This is a genomic window from Mycobacterium sp. ACS4054 (genome assembly GCF_001667275.1).
In the GTDB taxonomy this organism is placed as follows: domain Bacteria; phylum Actinomycetota; class Actinomycetes; order Mycobacteriales; family Mycobacteriaceae; genus Mycobacterium.
Map to the genome: position 1 here is coordinate 71,217 of NZ_LZHV01000064.1, position 18,433 is coordinate 89,649.

The following is an 18,433-nucleotide window of genomic DNA, read 5'->3' on the forward strand; positions in this document are numbered from 1 at the left end:
CAAATCTTCGCAGCCCGGCCACCCAACTACGAGAGCGCCGATGCGAATTAACGGGAGTTTGACAGCGTCTTTACAGTCCGGGCCTCGGCCGGGCCTACCGTCACGGCGAAATCCCCGGCGCGATCTCGCCGTGGCGTTACGCTGACGCTGCTCGGTGTAAGGCTCGCGGAAAGGCACAGGCGCCCGGATGGACTTCGAACTCGACGCCGGGCAGCGCGCATGGCTGACCGAGGTCCGCGAGTTTCTCCGCGCCAACGTCACCGCCGAGTTGCGAGCCGAGCTGGCCCAGCATGACCTGGAGTACCCCGACGGCGAGGTGGCGCGGTTCCGCCGCAAGATCGGGGAGAGGGGCTGGTTCGGGCTGAACTGGCCGCGCGAGTACGGCGGACTCGGCCTGGGCGCCGTCCATTTGCATCTGCTCGCCACCGAATTCGAGTACTGGGGCGTGCCCGGGCCGGATCTGACGGTCACATCGGTGGCGCCGATGATCATGCGGCACGGCACCGAACGAAACAAGACCGAATGGCTGCCGCCGATCGCCAGGGGCGAAATGGTCTGCGCCGTCGGCTATTCCGAGCCCGAGGCGGGTACCGACCTGGCCAGCCTGCGCACCAGCGCGGTGCGGGACGGCGACGAGTGGGTGATCAACGGCACCAAGATCTGGAACAGCGGCGCGCAGCGCGCCACCCACGAGTGGCTGTGTGTCCGCACCGATCCCAACGCCGTTCGGCACCGGGGCATCTCGGTCATCATCGTGCCGATCGACAGCCCCGGCGTGACGATCCGGCCGCTCTACGCGTGGTCGGGCTATCGCACCAACGAGGTGCACTTCCGCGACGTGCGCGTCCCGGTCACCAACCTGGTGGGCGAGGTCAACCGCGGCTGGACGTACATCACCGGTGCGCTTGACCTCGAACGCGGCGCCCTGACCAACGCCGGCGACCTGCGGCGCGCCGTGGAAGAGCTGCGTGAGCTCGCGCGGCGGCCGCGCCGGGACGGCACGGTGCCGGCCGAGAGCGCGTCGCTGCGACGCCGGCTTGCGCAGGCCGAGGCCGACGTGGCGGTCGCCACGCTGATGGGTTACGAGGCGGCCTCGATCCTCGACAGCGGCGTGATCCCGTCGGTGGAGGTCAGCGTCGAGAAGGTGTTCACCAGTGAACTGCGCCAGCGCATCGCCGTGCTCGCGCTCGATCTCCTCGGCCCGGACGGGCTGCTGGCGCACCGCAGCGAAAACGCGCCGGTGGCCGGCAAGTTCGAGCGACTGTACCGGGCCGCGCCCCTGATGCGTTTCGGCGGCGGGACCAACGAGGTGCTTCGCGACATCATCGCCCAGCGCGGGCACAAGATGCCCAGCTACGGGCGCTGACGGGCCGACCGGACACCATGAGAGCGATCCCCACCGCTGAACAGCGCCAGTTCGCAGCTTCGCTGCGCGCCCTGCTGGCGGCCGAGTGCCCGGTGGAGTTGGTGCGCGGGCTCAGCCAACCGGGCGCCGATCGCCGCACCCCCGCGCTATACAAGGCCCTGACCGACGCCGGTGTCCCCGGCCTGGCCCTGGCCGAGGAATACGGCGGGGCCGGCGGCTCGCTGGCCGACCTCGGCGTCTTCTACACCGAGGCCGGCCGCGCGCTGTGCCCGACGACCATCCACAGCAGCATCCAGGCCGCGCTCGCCATCGACCAGCTCGGCTCCCCGGATGCCAAGGCGGACTTGCTGCCGGGCCTGGCGCGCGGGTCGACCCGGGGTACCACGGCGCTCTTCAGCGCGCGCGACGCCGCCGTGGTGTCGGCCTCGGTGCGCGCCGAACCCGTGTCGGCGCAGTGGCGACTGACCGGCGCCGCGGACTACGTCGCCGACGCCGACGTCGCCGACGTCATCGTGATTTCAGCTGCGGCGCAAGGGCATACGCTGGCCTTCGTCGTCGACGCCCGAGCCACCGGCGTGACGATGGAGCCGCTCGCCATGGCGGGCGGGCACCGCGCGTTCACGGTCCGCTTCGACGGCGTCCTGGTCGGCGGCGACACGTTGCTCGGTGACGCCCCCGCCTCGGCCTTGCGGCGGGTGGCCAACACGGCGGTGGCCCTCGGGTCGCTCGACCTGGTGGGCGTCGGGCAGGCGGTCATCGACCGCACCGTCGACTACACCACCGTGCGTCACCAATTCGGCCGGCCCATCGCGTCCTTCCAGGCCGCCCAGCATCTGGTCGCTGACATGCACATCGCCCTGGCGGCGGCGCGACTGGCCGCGCATGCGGCCGTCTTCTGGATCGCGCGCGGCCACACGGCAACCCGGGAGACCGCCATCGCGCGGATGCACGCGGCCACCGCCGCCCGGCTGATCACCTTGGACGCCCACCAATTGCACGGCGGCATGGGGTATGTCACCGAGACCGATCTGCACCTGTGGACCGAGCGGGCGCGGCTGGGCTCGACGTGGGGCGGCGGGGCCGACGTCGCCGCGTCGTGGCTGGAGGAAACCTTGGACGCAGAGGAGGGCCGGTGAGCGAGGACAGCTTGATCGACGCGGAATCGGCGTCGCGGGTCGGCACCGTCGCGGCGTCCGCGACGGGCGAGGTGAACCGGCGCGACTGGCAGCGATGGGCGGCGGCGGTCGGTGACCACAACCCGCTGTATTTCGACCCGGACTACGCCAGGGCCAACGGGTTTCGCGACATCATCTGCCCGCCGCTTTTCCTGCAGTACGCCGTGCTGGGCGTGAGCCACCTGCAAGCGCTGCGCCCCGACGGTTCCTCCGGCGCGATCTCCGGCAGCCTCGCGTTTCCCCGCGCGCCCAAGCGGATGGCCGGCGGGGAGAGCTTCACCTTCCACCTGCCGGCCTACCACCGCGACGATATCGACATGGTCCGCACCATCGACTCCATCGTCGAAAAGCAGGGCCGCTCGGGCAGATTCGTTCTGGTCACCTGGACCACCGTGTACCACAACCAACACCGCGAACTGCTCGCCGAAGCCTCGACCTCGATGATCGCCCGCCCCTAGGAGCGCCATGACCGACCAAGTCTTTTACGAGGACGTCGAGGTGGGCCACCGGATGCCCGAACTCACCGTGACCGTCGACGAAACGCAGCTGTTCTTCTTCAGCGCCGCGACCTACAACGGCCATCGCATCCACTACGACAAGGACTGGGCGCGCAGCGTCGAGGGGTACGACGACGTGCTGGTGCACGGTCCGCTGCAGGCCGCGCTCCTCGGCCGCGCCATCGGCGACTGGATCGGCGGGCGAGGCCGCCTGGTGTCCTTTTCCGTGCAGAACCGTGCGGTCGCCCACCCCGGCCAACCCCTGAGCTTCGGCGGGACGGTCACCGGCAAACGCCTCTCCGACGACGGCGCGGGGCTGGTGGACCTCGACATCGCGGGCCGCCGCCAGGACACCGTGCTCATGCCGGGCACGGCGACGGTCGCGCTGCCCCGACGCGGAACGCCGTCGTGACCGGGCTGCGTGGCGAGGCCGCGATCGTCGGCATCGCGGAGCTGCCGGCCGAACGCCGTCCCACCCGCCCGCCGCTGTTCACCCTCGACCAGTACGCGCTGCTGGCCAAGATGGTGGTCGAGGACGCGGGCGTCGACCCCGCGTGCGTCAACGGCCTGCTGACGCACGGCATCGCCGAGTCGACGATGTTCGCACCCGCCACCCTGTGCGAATACCTCGGCCTGGCACTGGATTTCGGGGAGCGCGTCGACTTGGGCGGGGCCACCGCCGCGGGCATGATCTGGCGGGCCGCCGCCGCCGTGGAGCTCGGCATCTGCGACGCGGTGCTGGCCGTGGTTCCCGGCTCGTCGTCGCAGCCGCAGTCCGAGAAGCGGCCGCCACCGGCACCGAATTGGTATGGGGCGTCGTCGAACAACTACGGATCGCCGCAAGCGGAATTCGAGATCCCGTACGGCAACGTGGGCCAGAACGCACCGTACGCGCAGATCGCCCAGCGCTACGCCGCCGAGTTCGGCTACGACCCCGCCGCGCTGGCCAAGATCGCGGTGGACCAGCGCACCAACGCGTGCGCCCACCCCGGCGCGGTCTTCCACGGCACCCCGCTCACCGTGGACGACGTGCTCGCCAGCCCGATGATCGCCGACCCGATCCACATGCTGGAGACCGTGATGCGGGTGCACGGGGGAGCCGGCGTGCTGATCGCCAACGCCGACATCGCCGGTCGCGGCCGCCACCGGCCGGTGTGGGTCACCGGCTTCGGCGAACACATCGCCTTCAAGACCCCGACCTACGCCGAAGACATGCTGCGCACCCCGATCGCCCGCGCCGCCGACCGGGCGTTCGCGATGGCCGGCCTGACCCGGTCCGAGGTGGACATGGCGTCGATCTACGACTGCTACACGATCACCGTGCTGATGAGCCTCGAGGACGCGGGCTTCTGCGGCAAGGGCGAGGCGATGGCGTGGATCGCCGGCCACGACCTGACCTACCGCGGCGACTTTCCGCTCAACACCGCCGGCGGCCAGCTGTCCTTCGGGCAGGCCGGCATGGCCGGCGGCATGCACCACGTCGTCGACGGCGCCCGGCAGGTCATGGGCCGGGCCGGCGACGCGCAGGTCCGCGACTGCCACACCGCGTTCGTCACCGGCAACGGCGGCATCATGAGCGAACAGGTCGCGCTGCTGATGCGGGGGGACTAGCGATGAGCATCCCCGTTCCCGAGCCCACGCCCGTGTCGCGGCCCTTTTGGGACGGCCTGACCCGGCACCGCATCCTGGTGCAGTACTCACCCTCGCTGGCGCGGTACGTGTTCTACCCGCGCACCCTGGCCCCGGGGACTCTGGCCGGCGACCTCGAATGGCGCGAAATCGACGGCGCCGGAACGCTGTACACGTTCACCATCGCCCGCCGGCCCACCGCGCCACCGTGGGCCGACGCGGTGCCGCAGTTGCTCGCGGTCGTGCAGTGGGACGCCGGGCCGAAATGCAGCACCGAGTTGGTCGACGTCGACCCCGCCGACGTCGTCGTCGGCATGCGGGTGCGACCGGTGTTCTACGATCTGCCCGGAAACGGGATCACCCTCTTGAAGTACCGGCCGGCATGAGCGGCCCGGTGATACGAGCGGAGGTTCACATGGACGGTCCCTTCGACGGCATCCAGGCGATGCTGCGCGAACTGGACGCCGGGTTCCCGCGCATCGAGACCATGACCGCCGACCAGGCCCGCGCCGCCGTCGCGCAGCGGCGCCAGCCGGTCAACAACATCGAGGACGTCCGCCGCACCGAGGACCGGTCGATCCCCGGCCCCGCCGGCGCCATCCCCGTGCGCGTCTATCACCCCCATGGCGAGGAGCGCGAGGACCGCCCCGCGATCGTGTTCTGCCACGGCGGCGGATTCGTGTTGTGCGACATCGAATCCCACGACGGCTTCTGCCGCGCGCTGGCCCGCGGCACCGAGGCCGTCGTGGTGTCGGTCGGGTACCGCCTCGCGCCCGAACACCGCGCCCCCGCGGCCGCGCTGGACGCGTTCGCGGCGTTCTGCTGGGTGGTCGACCACGCCGGCGAACTCGGCATCGACCCAGCGCGGACCGCCGTCGCCGGCGACAGCGCCGGCGGCAATCTCGCCGCCGTCACCGCCATCCTGTGCCGGGACCGGGCGGTCGCCCCGCCAGCCGCGCAGCTGCTGATCTACCCGGTCATCGACCCGTCCTTCGACACCGAGAGCTATCGGCGCTGCGCCACCGGCTACTTCCTCACCCGCGCCGCAATGCGGTGGTATTGGGGTCAATACCTGGACGGCGCAACGCTTTTGGACCCGCCGCACCTGGTCGCGCCGGCGCGCGCGACTTCGCACGCCGGCCTGCCGCCCGCCGTGATCGTCACTGCCGGCCTCGACCCGCTGCACGGCGAGGGCCGCGACTATGCGCGCCGCCTGCGCGACGCCGGGGTACCGGTGGTGCACCGCGACTTCCCGGACCTGTTCCACGGCTTCCTGACCATTCCCTCCTTCCTCCCGGCGGCCTCGGCGCAGGGCATGATCTACGCCGACCTGCGGGAACTGCTGCAGCCCACCCTCTGCGAGTCGACATGACCCCGAAGACAAACACCGACGTCATCGTCATCGGGGCCGGGTTCGCCGGGCTCTACGCCGTGCACCGGGCGGCCTCGGCCGGCCTGTCGGTGATCGGCCTCGAGGCGGCGCCCGACGTGGGCGGCACCTGGTACTGGAACCGGTACCCCGGCGCCCGGTGCGACGTCGAAAGTGTGGACTACTCCTACTCGTTCGACGACGCGCTGCAGCAGGATTGGACGTGGAGCGAACGGTTCGCCGCGCAACCGGAGATCCTCGCCTACCTGCGGCATGTCGCGGACCGATTCGATCTGCGCCGGCACTACCGATTCGAGGTCGACGTCGTCGGCGCGGCCTTCGAGCAAGGCGTATGGCGGGTGCGAACCCGCGACGGGCGGACCCACGCCGCGTCGTTCCTCATCTGCGCGACGGGTTGCCTGTCGGCGGTCAACCGCCCGGCGATCCCCGGCGTCGACGACTTCGCGGGCGAAATGTATTTCACCGCCGCCTGGCCGCGCGAGGACCCCGACCTGCGTGGCAAACGCGTGGGCCTGATCGGCACGGGATCGTCTGGCATCCAAGCGGTTCCGATCGTCGCCGCGCAGGCCGATCGCCTGGTGGTGTTCCAGCGGTCGGCGAACTACAGCATCCCGATGCCCAACCGCCCCTGGACGCCGGAGGAGCAACAACAGATCCGGGAGCAGTATCCCGAGCGACGCCGCATGTCGGCCTACGCGGCGGCGGGCACCCCGCACGGCACCTACCACAAGCGGGCCGTCGACACCGAACCGCAGGAACGCGCCGAGGCGTTGTGGCGGCGCTGGCGCGAGGGCGGCGTGCTGTTCGCCAAGACGTTCCCCGACCAGAACTCCGACCTCGCGGCCAACGACATCGCCCGCGAGTTCGCCGAGCAGCGGATCCGCGAAATCGTCGCCGACCCCGACGTGGCCGCCGACCTCATCCCCGTCGACCACCCGATCGGGTCGAAGCGAATCTGCACCGACGGCGGCTATTACGACGCGTTCAACCGCGACAATGTCGCGCTGGTCAACCTGCGTCGCGAGCCCATCGAGGCGATCACCGCCGACGGCGTGCGCACGGGCGCGGCGACCTATCCCTGCGATGTCCTGATATTCGCCACCGGTTTCGACGCGCTGACCGGCGCGCTGACCCGCATCGACCCGGAGGGGCCCGGGGGAGTGCGGCTGAGCGACGTCTGGGCGGACGGCCCGGTGACGTTCCTGGGCCTGATGGTGCCCGGCCTGCCGAACCTGTTCACCATCAGCGGCCCGGGCAGCCCCTCGGTGCTGGCCAACATGGTGCTGCACGCCGAGGTGCAGGTTGATTGGGTCACCGAGCTGATGGTGACCGCCCGCCGCCTCGGGGTGACGGAGGTGGAACCGCGCCGCGACGTCGCCGACACCTGGACCGAGCACGTCGCCGAGGCCGCCGAGCAGACGCTGTTCCCGAAGGCGGCCTCGTCCTGGTACCTGGGCGCGAACATCGAGGGCAAGAAACGGGTCTTCATGCCCTACGCCGGTGGCTTCGGCAACTATCGGCGCCACTGCGACGAGGTGGCCCGTCGGCACTACGCCGGGCTAGTGCTGACCACCCGATGATCGAGACGGTCCAGCAGCTGCTGCGGCAACGCCGCAACGACGACACCCCCGCGCTGGCCTCCGGCGACCGCGTGTGGACCTGGCGCGAACACCTCGCCGAGGCCGCGGCGCAGGCCGCCGCGTTGATCGCCCTCGCCGACCCCGCGCGCCCGCTGCACGTCGGGGCCCTGCTGCCCAACTCCCCGGCGATGCTGCGCGCCATGGCCGCGGCCGCGCTGGGCGGCTACGTGCTGTGCGGCATCAACACGACGCGGCGCGGGGCGGGCCTGCTGGCCGACATCCGGCGCTCCGACTGTCAGCTGCTGCTCGTCGATCCCGAGCACCTCGCCCTGCTGGATGGCTTGGACCTCAACGGGATTGAGGTGCTCGACGTAACCGGCCGGCGCTACGCCGACCTGGTGGCCGCGGCGCCGGCCCTGGTCCCGCATCGCGAGGTCGCCGGCGCCGACACCCTGATGATGATCTTCACCTCCGGGACCAGTGGTGACCCGAAGGTCGTGCGGCTCGCCCACGCGATGACCGTCATGTGCGGCGCCAGCCTGATCTACCAGTACGACGTCACCGCCTCGGACGTCTGCTACCTGTCGATGCCGCTCTTCCACTCCAACGGCGTCGCCGCCGGATGGGCGGTTGCCATCGGGGCCGGCGCGACCATGGTCCCGGCCCGGTTCTCCCCGTCGCGGTTCCTGGACGACGTGCGCCGCTACCGCGTGACCTACCTCAACTATGTCGGCAAGCCGCTCGCGCTGATCCTGTCCACCCCCGAGCGCCCCGACGACGCGGACAACACGTTGCGCGTGGCCTTCGGCAACGAGGCGACCGACCGCGACATCGCCGAATTCGCAAGGCGTTTCGGCTGCCGGGTGGTCGACAGCTTCGGCTCCAGCGAGTTCGCGGTGATCGTCGTCCGGGAGGACGGCACCCCGCCCGGATCGATCGGCCGGCCGTATCCGGGGGTGAGCGTCTACAACCCGGAGACACTGCGCGAATGCGCCGTCGCCCAATTCGACGAGCACGGGGCGCTGACCAACTTCGACGACGCGGTGGGCGAGCTCGTCAACACCCAGGGCGCGGGGCCGTTCGTCGGCTACTACAACGACCCGGACGCCACCGCGCAACGGATGCGGCATGGCATGTACTGGTCCGGTGACCTGGCCTACCGCGACGCCGACGGCTGGATCTACCTGGCCGGGCGGACGGCGGATTGGCTGCGGGTGGACGGCGAGAACCTGGCGGCGGGCCCGATCGAACGGATTTTGGGGCGGCTGCCCGAGGTCAGCCAGGTCGCCGTCTACGGGGTGCCCGACGAGCGGGTGGGCGATCAGGTGATGGCCGCGCTGGTGTTGCGCCCGGGCGCGCGGTTGGGGCCCGACGATTTCGCGAGTTTCCTTGCCGCCCAACCCGATCTGTCACCGAAGGCCTGGCCGCGGTACGTGCGGATCAACGCCGACCTGCCCACCACCGCGACGAACAAGATACTCAAACGCGCGCTGGTCGCCGCGGGCGCCAGCGCGCAGGGCGGCGTGCTGTGGACCCGCGCGGCGCGCGACGCGACATACCGTTCGGAGAGCCAACTGCCGGTGAGCTAGGCGACGGTTTCCTGCGGCGCTTCCCCGAACCGCGCCAGCACCAGGGTGGCGGACACGGCCACCACAAACCCCGTGATCACCAACCAGCCGAGCCCGTCGCGCGCGTTGTCGCCCAGCCAGACCACCCCGACGAACGCGGGCGCGATGGTCTCACCGACGACCATCCCGGCGACGGCCGTCGTGACCGATCCGCGGTGCAGGGCGGAGGTCAGCAGCAGGAAACCCGCGACCCCGCCCGCGGCCGCCGCGTACAACGCCGGGTTGGTGTAGAAGGCGCGCCGGGTCGGGTCGATCACCTCGATCAGCCGGACGCCGACCTCGATGACACCGAACCCGGTCCCGGCCGCCAACCCCAACGCCAGCGCCCGCGGCCGGTCCGGCAACCGGCCCGCAACGGCGCCGGCGACGAACACCACGGCCACCACGCCCAGCAGCGCCCAGCCGAGCCCGGCCGGGGCGTGCCGGAAGTGCCCGGGCCCGGCCGCCAGAGCGAGCGCGACGAGGCTCACGCACACCACGCCCACCGCCGTCCATTCGGCCCGGGACAGCCGGGCCGACAGCAGCCACGCGGACGCGACGCCGGTGACCGCGATCGAGGCGGCCAGCGCCGCGGCGACCACGTAGATCGGCACCAGTCGCAGCGCCGCCACCTGAAGCAGGAAGCCGAGCCCGTCCAGGCCGACGCCGACTAGATAGCGCCACTGCCGGGCGGCGCGCATCAGCAGCACGGTGTCGACGCCCGAGCCGCTGCCCGCTTCCACCGATCGCGTCGCGGCCGCCTGCAACACCGACGCCGTGCCGTAGCAGACCGAGCAGCCCAGCGCGAGGAGGAAGCCGATCAGCACACGTCGAACAATAGGCGCACCAGTCCCGCGCCGGCGCGTCAGCTGAGAATCCGCTGAACAAATGTTTGGGCGTTGCGGGATCGGGGCACGCGGGGGGTAACGCATCGCGCCAGGTCCAGTCACACAGCATCGGCAATAGTGAACAGGCGTGTCTTCTGGGTAGCGCCGGAAAAATGTCGGGTTACCTGGTGGTACAGCTCAATTCAATATCGACGTTTAAAGTCGGTGTACAACTGTGTACTCTGATTGCATGGCTGAGCGCGGCGCTGAACCCCAGGTCCCACGCGGGCGTCGGCTGTTCCTGCGGGCGGTGCGGCGACTGTTCAGCCCGCTGCAGCCCGACGACTACCTCGAGATGATCAACCCGCTGTGGACCACCAAGGAGTTGCGCGGGAAGGTCGAGGGCATTGAGGCGCAGGGCTCGGAAGCGGCCAGCGTCCTGATCCGCCCGGGGTACGAGTGGCCCGGCCACAAGCCCGGTCAGTACGTGCGCCTCGGCGTGGTCATCGACGGCGTCTACCACTGGCGCGCGTACTCGCTGACGTCTGATCCCAGGCCCGAGGACGGGCTGATCAGCGTCACGCCGAAGAGGGTCGACGGCGGCGTCGTGTCGCCGTATCTCGTGCACAAGATTCAGCCGGGGGACCTGGTGCGGCTCGGCGAGATCGAGGGCGTCTTCACCCTGCCGGACCCGCTGCCGCCGAAGCTGCTGTTCATCAGCGCCGGCAGCGGCATCACGCCGATCATCAGCATGCTGCGTGACCTCGACCATCGCGACGAATTGCGCGACGCGGTGGTCATCCACTCGGCGCGGACCCGCGAGCAGGCCATGTTCCTGTCGGCCCTGGAAGAGCTCGAGGAACGCCACGAAGGGCTGCGGCTGGATGTCCGGCTCACCTCCGAGCAGGGGCGCCTGACACCCGAGGAGCTGGACGACGTCTGCCCGGACTGGCGGGAACGGGAGGCGTTCTGCTCGGGTCCGGGGGAAATGCTCGACGCCCTGATCGAGCATTGGAAAGAGAACGGGGATTGCGATCGCCTGCACTTCGAGCGGTTCCAGCCCAAGATCGGCGGCGACGCCAACGCCGGCGAGGGCGGCACCGTCTGCTTCCTAGACAGCGAGAAGGAAGTCGAATGTGACGGTGGCACATCGATTCTCGAAGCCGGCGAGAAGGCGGGACTCAACCTCGCCTATGGCTGCCGCATCGGAATCTGCCACACCTGTGTCGGGACGCTGAAGTCCGGCAAGCTGCGTGACCTGCGCTCGGGTGACGTGAGCGAACCGACCGAACAGGACGTCCGAATCTGCATCAACACCGCCGAGGGCGACGTCGAACTCGAACTCTGATCGAAAGGATCGGCCTGTGACGACTGCCGTGAAGAGGGCCGGGGAGTCTCCGCTTTCCCGCCTTGGGGAACAAGAACTGGAAAAGCTCGCGAAGGAATTCGACGCGATTCACGACGAGGTGTTCGCCGATCTCGGCGACCGCGACCGCCGCTACATCAAGAACGTCATCTCGGCGCAACGGCAGATCGTGGTGGCCGGCCGCATCCTGCTGCTCGCATCGCGGTCGAAGACCGCGTGGCTGCTGGGCACCGCGTGCCTTTCCATGGCCAAGATCCTGGAGAACATGGAGATCGGCCACAACGTCATGCACGGCCAGTGGGATTGGATGAACGATCCCGACATCCACTCGTCGGTGTGGGACTGGGACACGGCTTCGACGGCCGAGTCGTGGAAGCACTCCCACAACTACATTCATCACACGTTCACCAACATCCTCGGCAAGGACAAGGATCTCGGCTACGAGATCATGCGCATCGACCCCAATCAGAAATGGGCTCCGCGCTACCTGGGCCAGCCGATCTACAACCTGTTGCTGACGCTGCTGTTCGAGTGGGGCGTGGCCGTCCACGACATGGACATCGACGCCATCCGCAAGCGCGAGAAGCCGTGGTCGGAAGTGCGCAAGGACCTACGGGGCATCGGGGTCAAGGCGCGCGCGCAGATCTATAAGGACTACCTCGGCTGGCCGGCCATCAGCGCCGGCGCGTTCGCGCTCACCCAGTTGGCGCTGGGCGGCCGGCTCGAACAGCCGTCGCAGTCCCGCATCGCGCGAAGGCTCCGCAGGGTGTCGAAGGGCCGCCGCGTCGGCGCCGCGGCGAACTTCCTCGACAAAGTCGCGCCCGGCGTCGAGAGCACCTACCTGCGCACCCTGGCCGCCGACGCGCTGGCCAACGTGATCCGCAACGTGTGGGCGCACGCCATCATCTTCTGCGGGCACTTCCCGGACCAGACCTACACGTTCACCCAGGAAGAGGTCGAGAACGAGACGCGCGGCGGTTGGTACGTGCGCCAATTGCTCGGCGCCGCAAACATCGACGGCAGCCCGCTGTTCCACATCATCAGCGGCAACCTCGGCTATCAGGTGGAGCACCACCTCTACCCGGACATGCCGAGCAGTCGCTACTCGGAGATCGCGCCGCAGGTCAAGGAGATCTGCGAGCGCTACGAGCTGCCGTACAACTCCGGTCCGTTCGGCAAGCAGTGGTTCATGGTGCACCGCAGCATCTTCCGCCTGGCGTTCCCGGGCGGGAAGCCGCGGCCCAAGCCCGGCCCGTACCACGGCAACGTCCATCGGCCCGACCCCGAGCGGCCCAGTGAGGGCACCCAATCCCGCGACCGCGTCCCGGCCGAGCATCCGGCCGCCGGACCCGAACACGACTCCGGCGGGGTCAACGTGCAGCCGCCCCCGCGCGGCAAGGACTGACGCGGGGCCGGCCTGACGCTTAGCGCCGAACGGCGAATCTGAACCATTTCCGCCGGCCCGCCGTGTCTCATCATCGATGATGCACGGCATGGGCGAACCGAAAGCCGACACCGACGCGCCGGGTGGTTCCGACGGGTACGGGTTCCCCGCCGGGCTGTGGCGCCGGTTGGACGAACACCCGCCACCGGGCGTCCGGCGGGCGCAGCGATGGCGAAGCCCATTGCGGGGGCCGTGGCTGACATCGGTGTTCGGGTCGGTGCTGCTGGTCACGCTGCCGATCGTCATCATCACCGGCCTGCTGTCGTACATCGCCTACGGGCCGCGGTTCGGCCAGGCCATTCCGGCCGACGTCGGGTGGCTCAAGCTGCCGACGTTCGACTGGCCCACCAACCCGTCGTGGCTGTATCGGCTCACCCAGGGCCTGCACGTCGGGCTCGGGCTGGTCCTGATCCCGGTGGTGCTGGCCAAGCTGTGGTCGGTGATACCCAGGCTGTTCGCGTGGCCGCCCGCCCGGTCGGCAGCCCAACTGCTGGAACGGGTTTCGTTGCTGATGCTGGTCGGGGGCATCCTGTTCGAAATCGTCACCGGGGTGCTGAACATCCAGTACGACTACATCTTCGGGTTCAGCTTCTACACCGCGCACTACTTCGGCGCGTGGGTGTTCATCGCCGGGTTCGTCGTGCACATCACGATCAAGATCCCGGCGATGTGGTCCGGCCTGCGCTCGATCGCGCCGCGCGACGTTTTGCGCACCGGGCGTGACGACACCGTTGCGGAGCCGTGGGAGCCGGACGGGTTGGTCGCCGCGGACCCGCGCCCCGCGACGATGAGCCGCCGCGGCGCCCTGGCGCTGGTGGGCGGCGGCGCGCTGTTCATGGCGGTCATCACCGCGGGTCAGACGCTGGGTGGTTACGCCCGGCCCGCCGCGCTGCTGCTACCCCGCGGACGCACTCGCGGGGACGGACCGAACGACTTCGAGGTCAACCGGACCGCGAGGGTGGCCGGCATCTCCGCCGCGGACGCCGGCGAGCGCTGGCGACTGACCCTGAGCGGCGGTGTCGCCCCGGTGGTGCTGGACCGCGCGGCGCTGCTGGCCATGCCGCAGCACACCGCCGTGCTTCCGATCGCCTGCGTGGAAGGCTGGTCGACCACCCAGACGTGGACCGGGGTGCGGTTGGCGGAGCTGGCCCGGCGGGCCGGCGTCCCCGCACCCGAGTCGGCGTACGTCGCGTCGCTGGAGCGCAACGGCGCGTTCGGCCGCGCGACGCTGCAGAAGAGCCAGGTGCTGCACCCGGACGCGCTGCTTGCGTTGCGCGTCAACGGCGCCGACCTGTCACCGGATCACGGCTACCCGGCGCGCATCATCGTGCCGGCGCTGCCCGGGGTGCACAACACCAAGTGGGTGGAGTCCATCGTCTTTCGGGCGGCCGCAAATGCGTAGCGCCCGAACGGGTTTCGCCAGGCTCTACGGATCCGGCCCGGTGCATCTGCTCACCCTGATCGCCGGGTTCGCGCTTTTGGGCTACGTGGTGGTCACCATCAAACCGGTCACGCTGTGGAACCCACACGTGTGGTGGCAGTCGATCATCGTGTGGTTCGCCGCGGCCATCGTCGCGCACGACCTGGTGTTGTTCCCGGTCTATGCGCTCCTCGACGCGGTGCTGTCGCGGACCGTCGTCGGTCCGGCGCCGCCCCGGGTGCCGGTGATCAATCACGTCCGGGTGCCCGCGCTGGGTGCGGGCCTGACGCTGCTGGTGTTCCTTCCCGGCATCATCAAGCAGGGCGCCCCGACGTATTCGGCGGCGACCGGTCAAACCCAGGATCCATTTCTCGGGCGGTGGCTGCTGCTGACCGCGGCGATGTTCGGGCTCAGCGCGGCGATCTATGCGATCCGCGTGGCGAGGGCGCGTCGGCGACCCGAGCCCGCGCCCGGCCTACATGTTGGCGATGATCTGTAGGCGCTGGGCGCTGTACTCGGTGTCGGAGATCGCGCCCCTGGCGTGCAGGTCCTCGAGCTGCCTGAGGCGCTGGTAGAGCGGCGGTTCGGATACCGGCAGCGCGACCGGCTGGGCCTGGATGCCGCTGTGGTGGCGCAGCGCCGCGTCCTTGGTGGTCCACCCGGCGCCGAGGTCGAGAAGCCGCAGCGCGAACAACACTCCGGCGCCGGTGATCGGCAGGCCGAGGTAGAGCATCCACCCCAACGGCATCCCGGCCCGGCTCAGCGCAAAATAGCGCGTCAGCAGCACGAGCGCGAGCATCCCGCCGGCCAGTAGCACGACGACCTTGCTTTTCATCCGCGGTGTACCTTCCGTGTAGTTCGCTGCGGGCGGCAGCGGTGGTCGGGCAAGTGCAACCGACCCGCGCCGCTACCGATCCCAAAGGGCACTGGGCGACTTCACCGTCCACGGCCGCGCTTGAAGGATTCTTGGCGACTTCTTGGCGTGTTCTTTGAAAGCCCGCGCGTGTTCTGCGCGTTGCGCAGGGAGTAACTACTCTGGTCAGCATGGTAAACGGGCGGACCGGGAAGGCGACGGCGCTGTGCGCCTGCCTGGCCGCACTTGTCTTGACGCCTTTCGGCGTCACCGCGACGACGGAGCCGACAAGACCCGTCGCGTCGGCCCCATCCTCACCGATCGACGACAGTGCCCTCGGACTGCCCGGCTCGCCCTGTTTTATCGGCCTCAACTGCGGATGTGTTCAACACTGCCAATCGCCGCCGCGCCCACATCCGCCGGCTGTAGCCGGCGATCCACAGCACGCCCCGCCCGCGTCCACGCCGCCAAATCCCTAGTCCAACAACGTAATTGCCCGCCATGAGGCGAGAAAGCACACTGGAGAGATCGTGAAGATTCGACAAGCCCAGCCCGTGGCCGCGGTTTGCGGTGTCTTCGCAGCGCTCGTCCTGGCGTTCGGTTGGCCCGACGCCGGCATGGTCACCCGGGCCGCGAACCCCACGTCTTCGTCCCACGTGACGCCGGCGCCCCCGCCCGCTCCGGGCGCCGCCCTGCCGGTGCAACCCGCCGGCGGGGGCGGCTGCATCATCGGCCTCAACTGCGGGTGCACGCGCAACTGCCATAAGCCGCGCCCCCGTCCTCCGGGTCCCGTTAGCGACCCGCAACACGACGCACCCGCGCCGGCCCCGGACAACCCCTAGCGGCGATTGGCGCACGGGCCCGTCCATGGCTTTCCTATGATCGGCTCATGCAGACACCGTCGTCGCCGGCGTTCACCGACGAGGACGTGGCCCGCTTCCACGCCGCCGGCTGGTGGTCCGACACGACGCTGTCGGATGCGGTGCGGCGCAACGCCGCACGATCACCGGGCCGTCTCGCTTACGTCGACCATCCGGGTGAGTCACTGACCTGGAACGAATTCGACGCCGCCGCAACGGACTTAGCCGAGCGCTTGGTCGGGGCCGGGGTTGCGCCCGGCGATCGGGTGGCGGTGTGGCATGGCGATTCCGCCGCCCTGCACGTGTTGTTCGTGGCGATCGAGCGGTGCGGGGCCGTCGTCGTCGGCGTCGGCGCGCGCGCCGGAGCCCGCGAAGTCGCCGCGATACTGCGCAGCTCGCAACCGAGGATGCTGATCAGCGACTCCCAGCACGGCGGTGCCGCGACGGCGGTTGCCGACGAGCTTTCGCTGCCCGCGCTGGTTTTGGGCGCCGAGGCCCCGCGACTGGACGGTGAGCCGAAGCCGCTCACGGCCGAATGCCGGCTCGGGCCCGACGACGTCTTCTTGATCAACTCCACCTCCGGCACCACCGGCCTGCCCAAGTGCGTGGTGCACACCCAGAATCGTTGGCACTATTTCCACCAGAAGGCCGTCGCCAACGGCCTGCTGACGCCGGAAGACGTTTTTCTGCCGGTCATCCCGACGCCGTTCGGCTTCGGGCTGTGGACCAGCCACACCACGCCGATCTACCTCGGCGCCACCGCGGTCATCCTGGAGCGGTTCAGTACCGCGGCCACCTGTGAGGCGATATCCCGCCACCGGGCCACCGTATTGTGTTGCGTCAGCACCCAATTGACCATGCTGATGGCGGATCCCGCCACGCCCGGCTACGACCTGAGTTCCCTGCGCGTGGTGTTCACCGGCGGCGAGGCGCTGCCGTACCGCCCGGCCGCCGAGTTCGAGGAGCTGACCGGCGCCACGATTCTGCAGTTCTACGGCTCGAACGAAACCGGGATGCTCAGCGCGACCACCGTCGAGGACCCGCGGGAACGCCGGCTGCGGACCGGTGGCCGGATCGTTCCCGAGATGGCGGTCCGGCTCTTCGACGGGGAACGGGATGTGACCGCGTCGGGGCGCGGCCAGCCCGCGTGCCGCGGTCCGGCGACCAGCCTCGGCTATCTCGGCCGGACCGATCACGACAAGCTGTTCACCCGCGACGGCTGGATGCGCATGGGCGACATCTGTGAAATCGACTCGGACGGCTACCTGACCGTGACCGGGCGCACCTCCGACTTCATCCTGCGCGGCGGCAAGAACATCAGCGCGACCCAGGTCGAGGACGCCGCCACCACCCACCCCGCCATCGCGGTCGCGGCGGCGGTCGCGATGCCCGACCCGTTGTTCGGCGAAAGGGTTTGCCTCTACGCCGAACTCGTCGACTCGGCCACCATCGACCTGCCCGAGCTGCTCGATCACCTATCGGTGCTGGGCGTGTCGAAGGAGCTCTGGCCGGAACGGCTCGTCGTGGTCGATGAGCTGCCGCGGTCCTCGGGCGGGAAGGTTGCCAAAGGCCGGTTGCGCGAGGATATTCGAGCCAGAACGGAGGCCGAAGATGACCGCTCCTGATCCGCGCCGCGGCGGCCTGGAGGTGTGGGCGCCGTCGGTGGTCCCGCCCATCGGGGTCGAGCTGACCGACGAGCAGGCGCTCGCCGTGGCCTTCCGGCACCTGGCCGGCATCGGATTCGCCGAGAACATGGCCGGACACATCACCTGGCAGCCGGACGGGCAGACGGAGATGCTGGTCAATCCGTGGGGGCTGTGGTGGCAGGAGATCACCGCGTCCGACATCTGCGTGGTCGACGACGACGCCCGGGTGCTGCGCGGCCGGTGGGACGTCACCCCGGCCATCCACATCCACACCGAGCTGCACCGGGTCCGCGACGACGCCCGGGTGGTCATTCACAACCACCCCTACTACGTGTGCGTGCTCGCCGCGCTGGGCCGGCTGCCCGAATTGGTGCACCAGACCGGTTCGCTGTTCCTCGACGATCTCTGCCTGGTGGACACCTACGACGGCGAGATCGACACCCCGGCTCGGGCGGCCGAACTCGCGGCCCGCATCGGCTCGGCCAACCTGACCATCCTGGTCAACCACGGCGTCATCGCGACCGGCCGCAACCTGCCCGAGGCGGTCTACCGCGCGGCGTCCATCGAGCGGGTGTGCAAGCTGGCCTACGACGTGCTGCTCACCGGCAAGAAACCGGTGTCGATGAAGTGGTCGGACATGGCGGGCATGCAGCGGTCGCTCGTCGAACGCGCCGCCGACGTGTATTGGGCGGGGGCGGCCAGGATGACCATCAAGGCCGATCCCGACGTGCTCACGTGAACACCGTAAGCCACCCGTCCGGCAAGGGGATTGA

Annotated in this window: 17 protein-coding genes; 15 read left to right on the forward strand and 2 right to left on the reverse strand. The window is 69.8% G+C overall.

Annotation, left to right across the window (positions count from 1 at the left end; genetic code table 11):
* Positions 1 to 187: 187 nt before the first annotated feature.
* Genes A5730_RS21130 through fadD1 form a run of 9 tightly spaced genes read left to right on the forward strand, consistent with a single transcriptional unit; the run spans position 188 to position 9,226 of the window.
* The gene (locus A5730_RS21130) at positions 188 to 1,366 is read left to right on the forward strand and encodes an acyl-CoA dehydrogenase family protein (protein WP_067904834.1); all 1,179 of its coding nucleotides are present in this window, start codon (positions 188 to 190) and stop codon (positions 1,364 to 1,366) included.
* A gap of 17 nt (positions 1,367 to 1,383) precedes the next feature.
* Positions 1,384 to 2,502, forward strand: a complete 1,119-nt coding sequence (locus A5730_RS21135; RefSeq protein ID WP_067904837.1) for an acyl-CoA dehydrogenase family protein — start codon at positions 1,384 to 1,386, stop codon at positions 2,500 to 2,502.
* Entirely contained in the window at positions 2,499 to 2,999 is a 501-nt protein-coding gene (locus A5730_RS21140) for a MaoC family dehydratase N-terminal domain-containing protein (RefSeq protein WP_067904840.1), read from the forward strand. The genes A5730_RS21135 and A5730_RS21140 overlap by 4 nt, the downstream gene beginning before the upstream one ends.
* 7 nt (positions 3,000 to 3,006) lie before the next feature.
* The gene (locus A5730_RS21145) at positions 3,007 to 3,450 is read left to right on the forward strand and encodes a MaoC family dehydratase (protein ID WP_067904843.1); all 444 of its coding nucleotides are present in this window, start codon (positions 3,007 to 3,009) and stop codon (positions 3,448 to 3,450) included.
* Complete coding sequence (locus A5730_RS21150; protein WP_067904846.1) at positions 3,447 to 4,649, forward strand: thiolase family protein; 1,203 nt, start codon at positions 3,447 to 3,449, stop codon at positions 4,647 to 4,649. The genes A5730_RS21145 and A5730_RS21150 overlap by 4 nt, the downstream gene beginning before the upstream one ends.
* A gap of 2 nt (positions 4,650 to 4,651) precedes the next feature.
* Positions 4,652 to 5,053, forward strand: a complete 402-nt coding sequence (locus A5730_RS21155) for a Zn-ribbon domain-containing OB-fold protein (RefSeq protein ID WP_067904849.1) — start codon at positions 4,652 to 4,654, stop codon at positions 5,051 to 5,053.
* A 29-nt stretch (positions 5,054 to 5,082) separates the two neighbouring features.
* Positions 5,083 to 6,039 carry an alpha/beta hydrolase gene (locus tag A5730_RS21160; protein ID WP_067904852.1) on the forward strand — a complete coding sequence of 319 codons (957 nt, stop codon included), beginning with the start codon at positions 5,083 to 5,085 and terminating at the stop codon, positions 6,037 to 6,039.
* Positions 6,036 to 7,637 carry an NAD(P)/FAD-dependent oxidoreductase gene (locus tag A5730_RS21165; protein WP_067904855.1) on the forward strand — a complete coding sequence of 534 codons (1,602 nt, stop codon included), beginning with the start codon at positions 6,036 to 6,038 and terminating at the stop codon, positions 7,635 to 7,637. Before A5730_RS21160 ends, A5730_RS21165 begins: the two co-directional genes overlap by 4 nt.
* On the forward strand, positions 7,634 to 9,226 hold the full coding sequence (gene fadD1 / locus A5730_RS21170) for a fatty-acid--CoA ligase FadD1 (protein WP_067904858.1): 1,593 nt from the start codon (positions 7,634 to 7,636) through the stop codon (positions 9,224 to 9,226). Before A5730_RS21165 ends, fadD1 begins: the two co-directional genes overlap by 4 nt.
* Here fadD1 and A5730_RS21175 read toward each other — a convergent pair.
* Positions 9,223 to 10,071, reverse strand: a complete 849-nt coding sequence (locus A5730_RS21175; protein WP_067822980.1) for a DMT family transporter — start codon at positions 10,069 to 10,071, stop codon at positions 9,223 to 9,225. The genes fadD1 and A5730_RS21175 overlap by 4 nt on opposite strands.
* A 250-nt stretch (positions 10,072 to 10,321) precedes the next feature.
* Between A5730_RS21175 and A5730_RS21180 the strand changes: the two genes are divergently transcribed.
* The 4 genes from A5730_RS21180 (at position 10,322) to A5730_RS21195 (ending at position 14,800) form a co-directional block, all read left to right on the forward strand.
* On the forward strand, positions 10,322 to 11,419 hold the full coding sequence (locus A5730_RS21180; protein ID WP_067904862.1) for a ferredoxin reductase: 1,098 nt from the start codon (positions 10,322 to 10,324) through the stop codon (positions 11,417 to 11,419).
* Between the two features lie 16 nt (positions 11,420 to 11,435).
* Positions 11,436 to 12,842: an acyl-CoA desaturase gene (locus A5730_RS21185; protein ID WP_067904865.1), complete on the forward strand. Its 1,407-nt coding sequence runs from the start codon at positions 11,436 to 11,438 to the stop codon at positions 12,840 to 12,842.
* Positions 12,843 to 12,930: 88 nt separating this feature from the next.
* Positions 12,931 to 14,283: a molybdopterin-dependent oxidoreductase gene (locus A5730_RS21190; RefSeq protein WP_082946937.1), complete on the forward strand. Its 1,353-nt coding sequence runs from the start codon at positions 12,931 to 12,933 to the stop codon at positions 14,281 to 14,283.
* Positions 14,276 to 14,800, forward strand: a complete 525-nt coding sequence (locus tag A5730_RS21195) for a hypothetical protein (RefSeq protein ID WP_067904867.1) — start codon at positions 14,276 to 14,278, stop codon at positions 14,798 to 14,800. The genes A5730_RS21190 and A5730_RS21195 overlap by 8 nt, the downstream gene beginning before the upstream one ends.
* On the opposite strand, the gene A5730_RS21200 is transcribed toward A5730_RS21195, so the two are convergent.
* Positions 14,777 to 15,136, reverse strand: a complete 360-nt coding sequence (locus tag A5730_RS21200; protein WP_067904870.1) for an SHOCT domain-containing protein — start codon at positions 15,134 to 15,136, stop codon at positions 14,777 to 14,779. The two genes, A5730_RS21195 and A5730_RS21200, sit on opposite strands and share 24 nt — an antisense overlap.
* 907 nt (positions 15,137 to 16,043) lie before the next feature.
* Here A5730_RS21200 and A5730_RS21205 point away from each other — a divergent pair.
* Both A5730_RS21205 and A5730_RS21210 read left to right on the forward strand, forming a co-directional pair.
* The gene (locus tag A5730_RS21205; protein ID WP_067904873.1) at positions 16,044 to 17,639 is read left to right on the forward strand and encodes a class I adenylate-forming enzyme family protein; all 1,596 of its coding nucleotides are present in this window, start codon (positions 16,044 to 16,046) and stop codon (positions 17,637 to 17,639) included.
* Positions 17,626 to 18,399 carry a class II aldolase/adducin family protein gene (locus A5730_RS21210; protein WP_067904876.1) on the forward strand — a complete coding sequence of 258 codons (774 nt, stop codon included), beginning with the start codon at positions 17,626 to 17,628 and terminating at the stop codon, positions 18,397 to 18,399. The genes A5730_RS21205 and A5730_RS21210 overlap by 14 nt, the downstream gene beginning before the upstream one ends.
* Positions 18,400 to 18,433 lie beyond the last annotated feature (34 nt).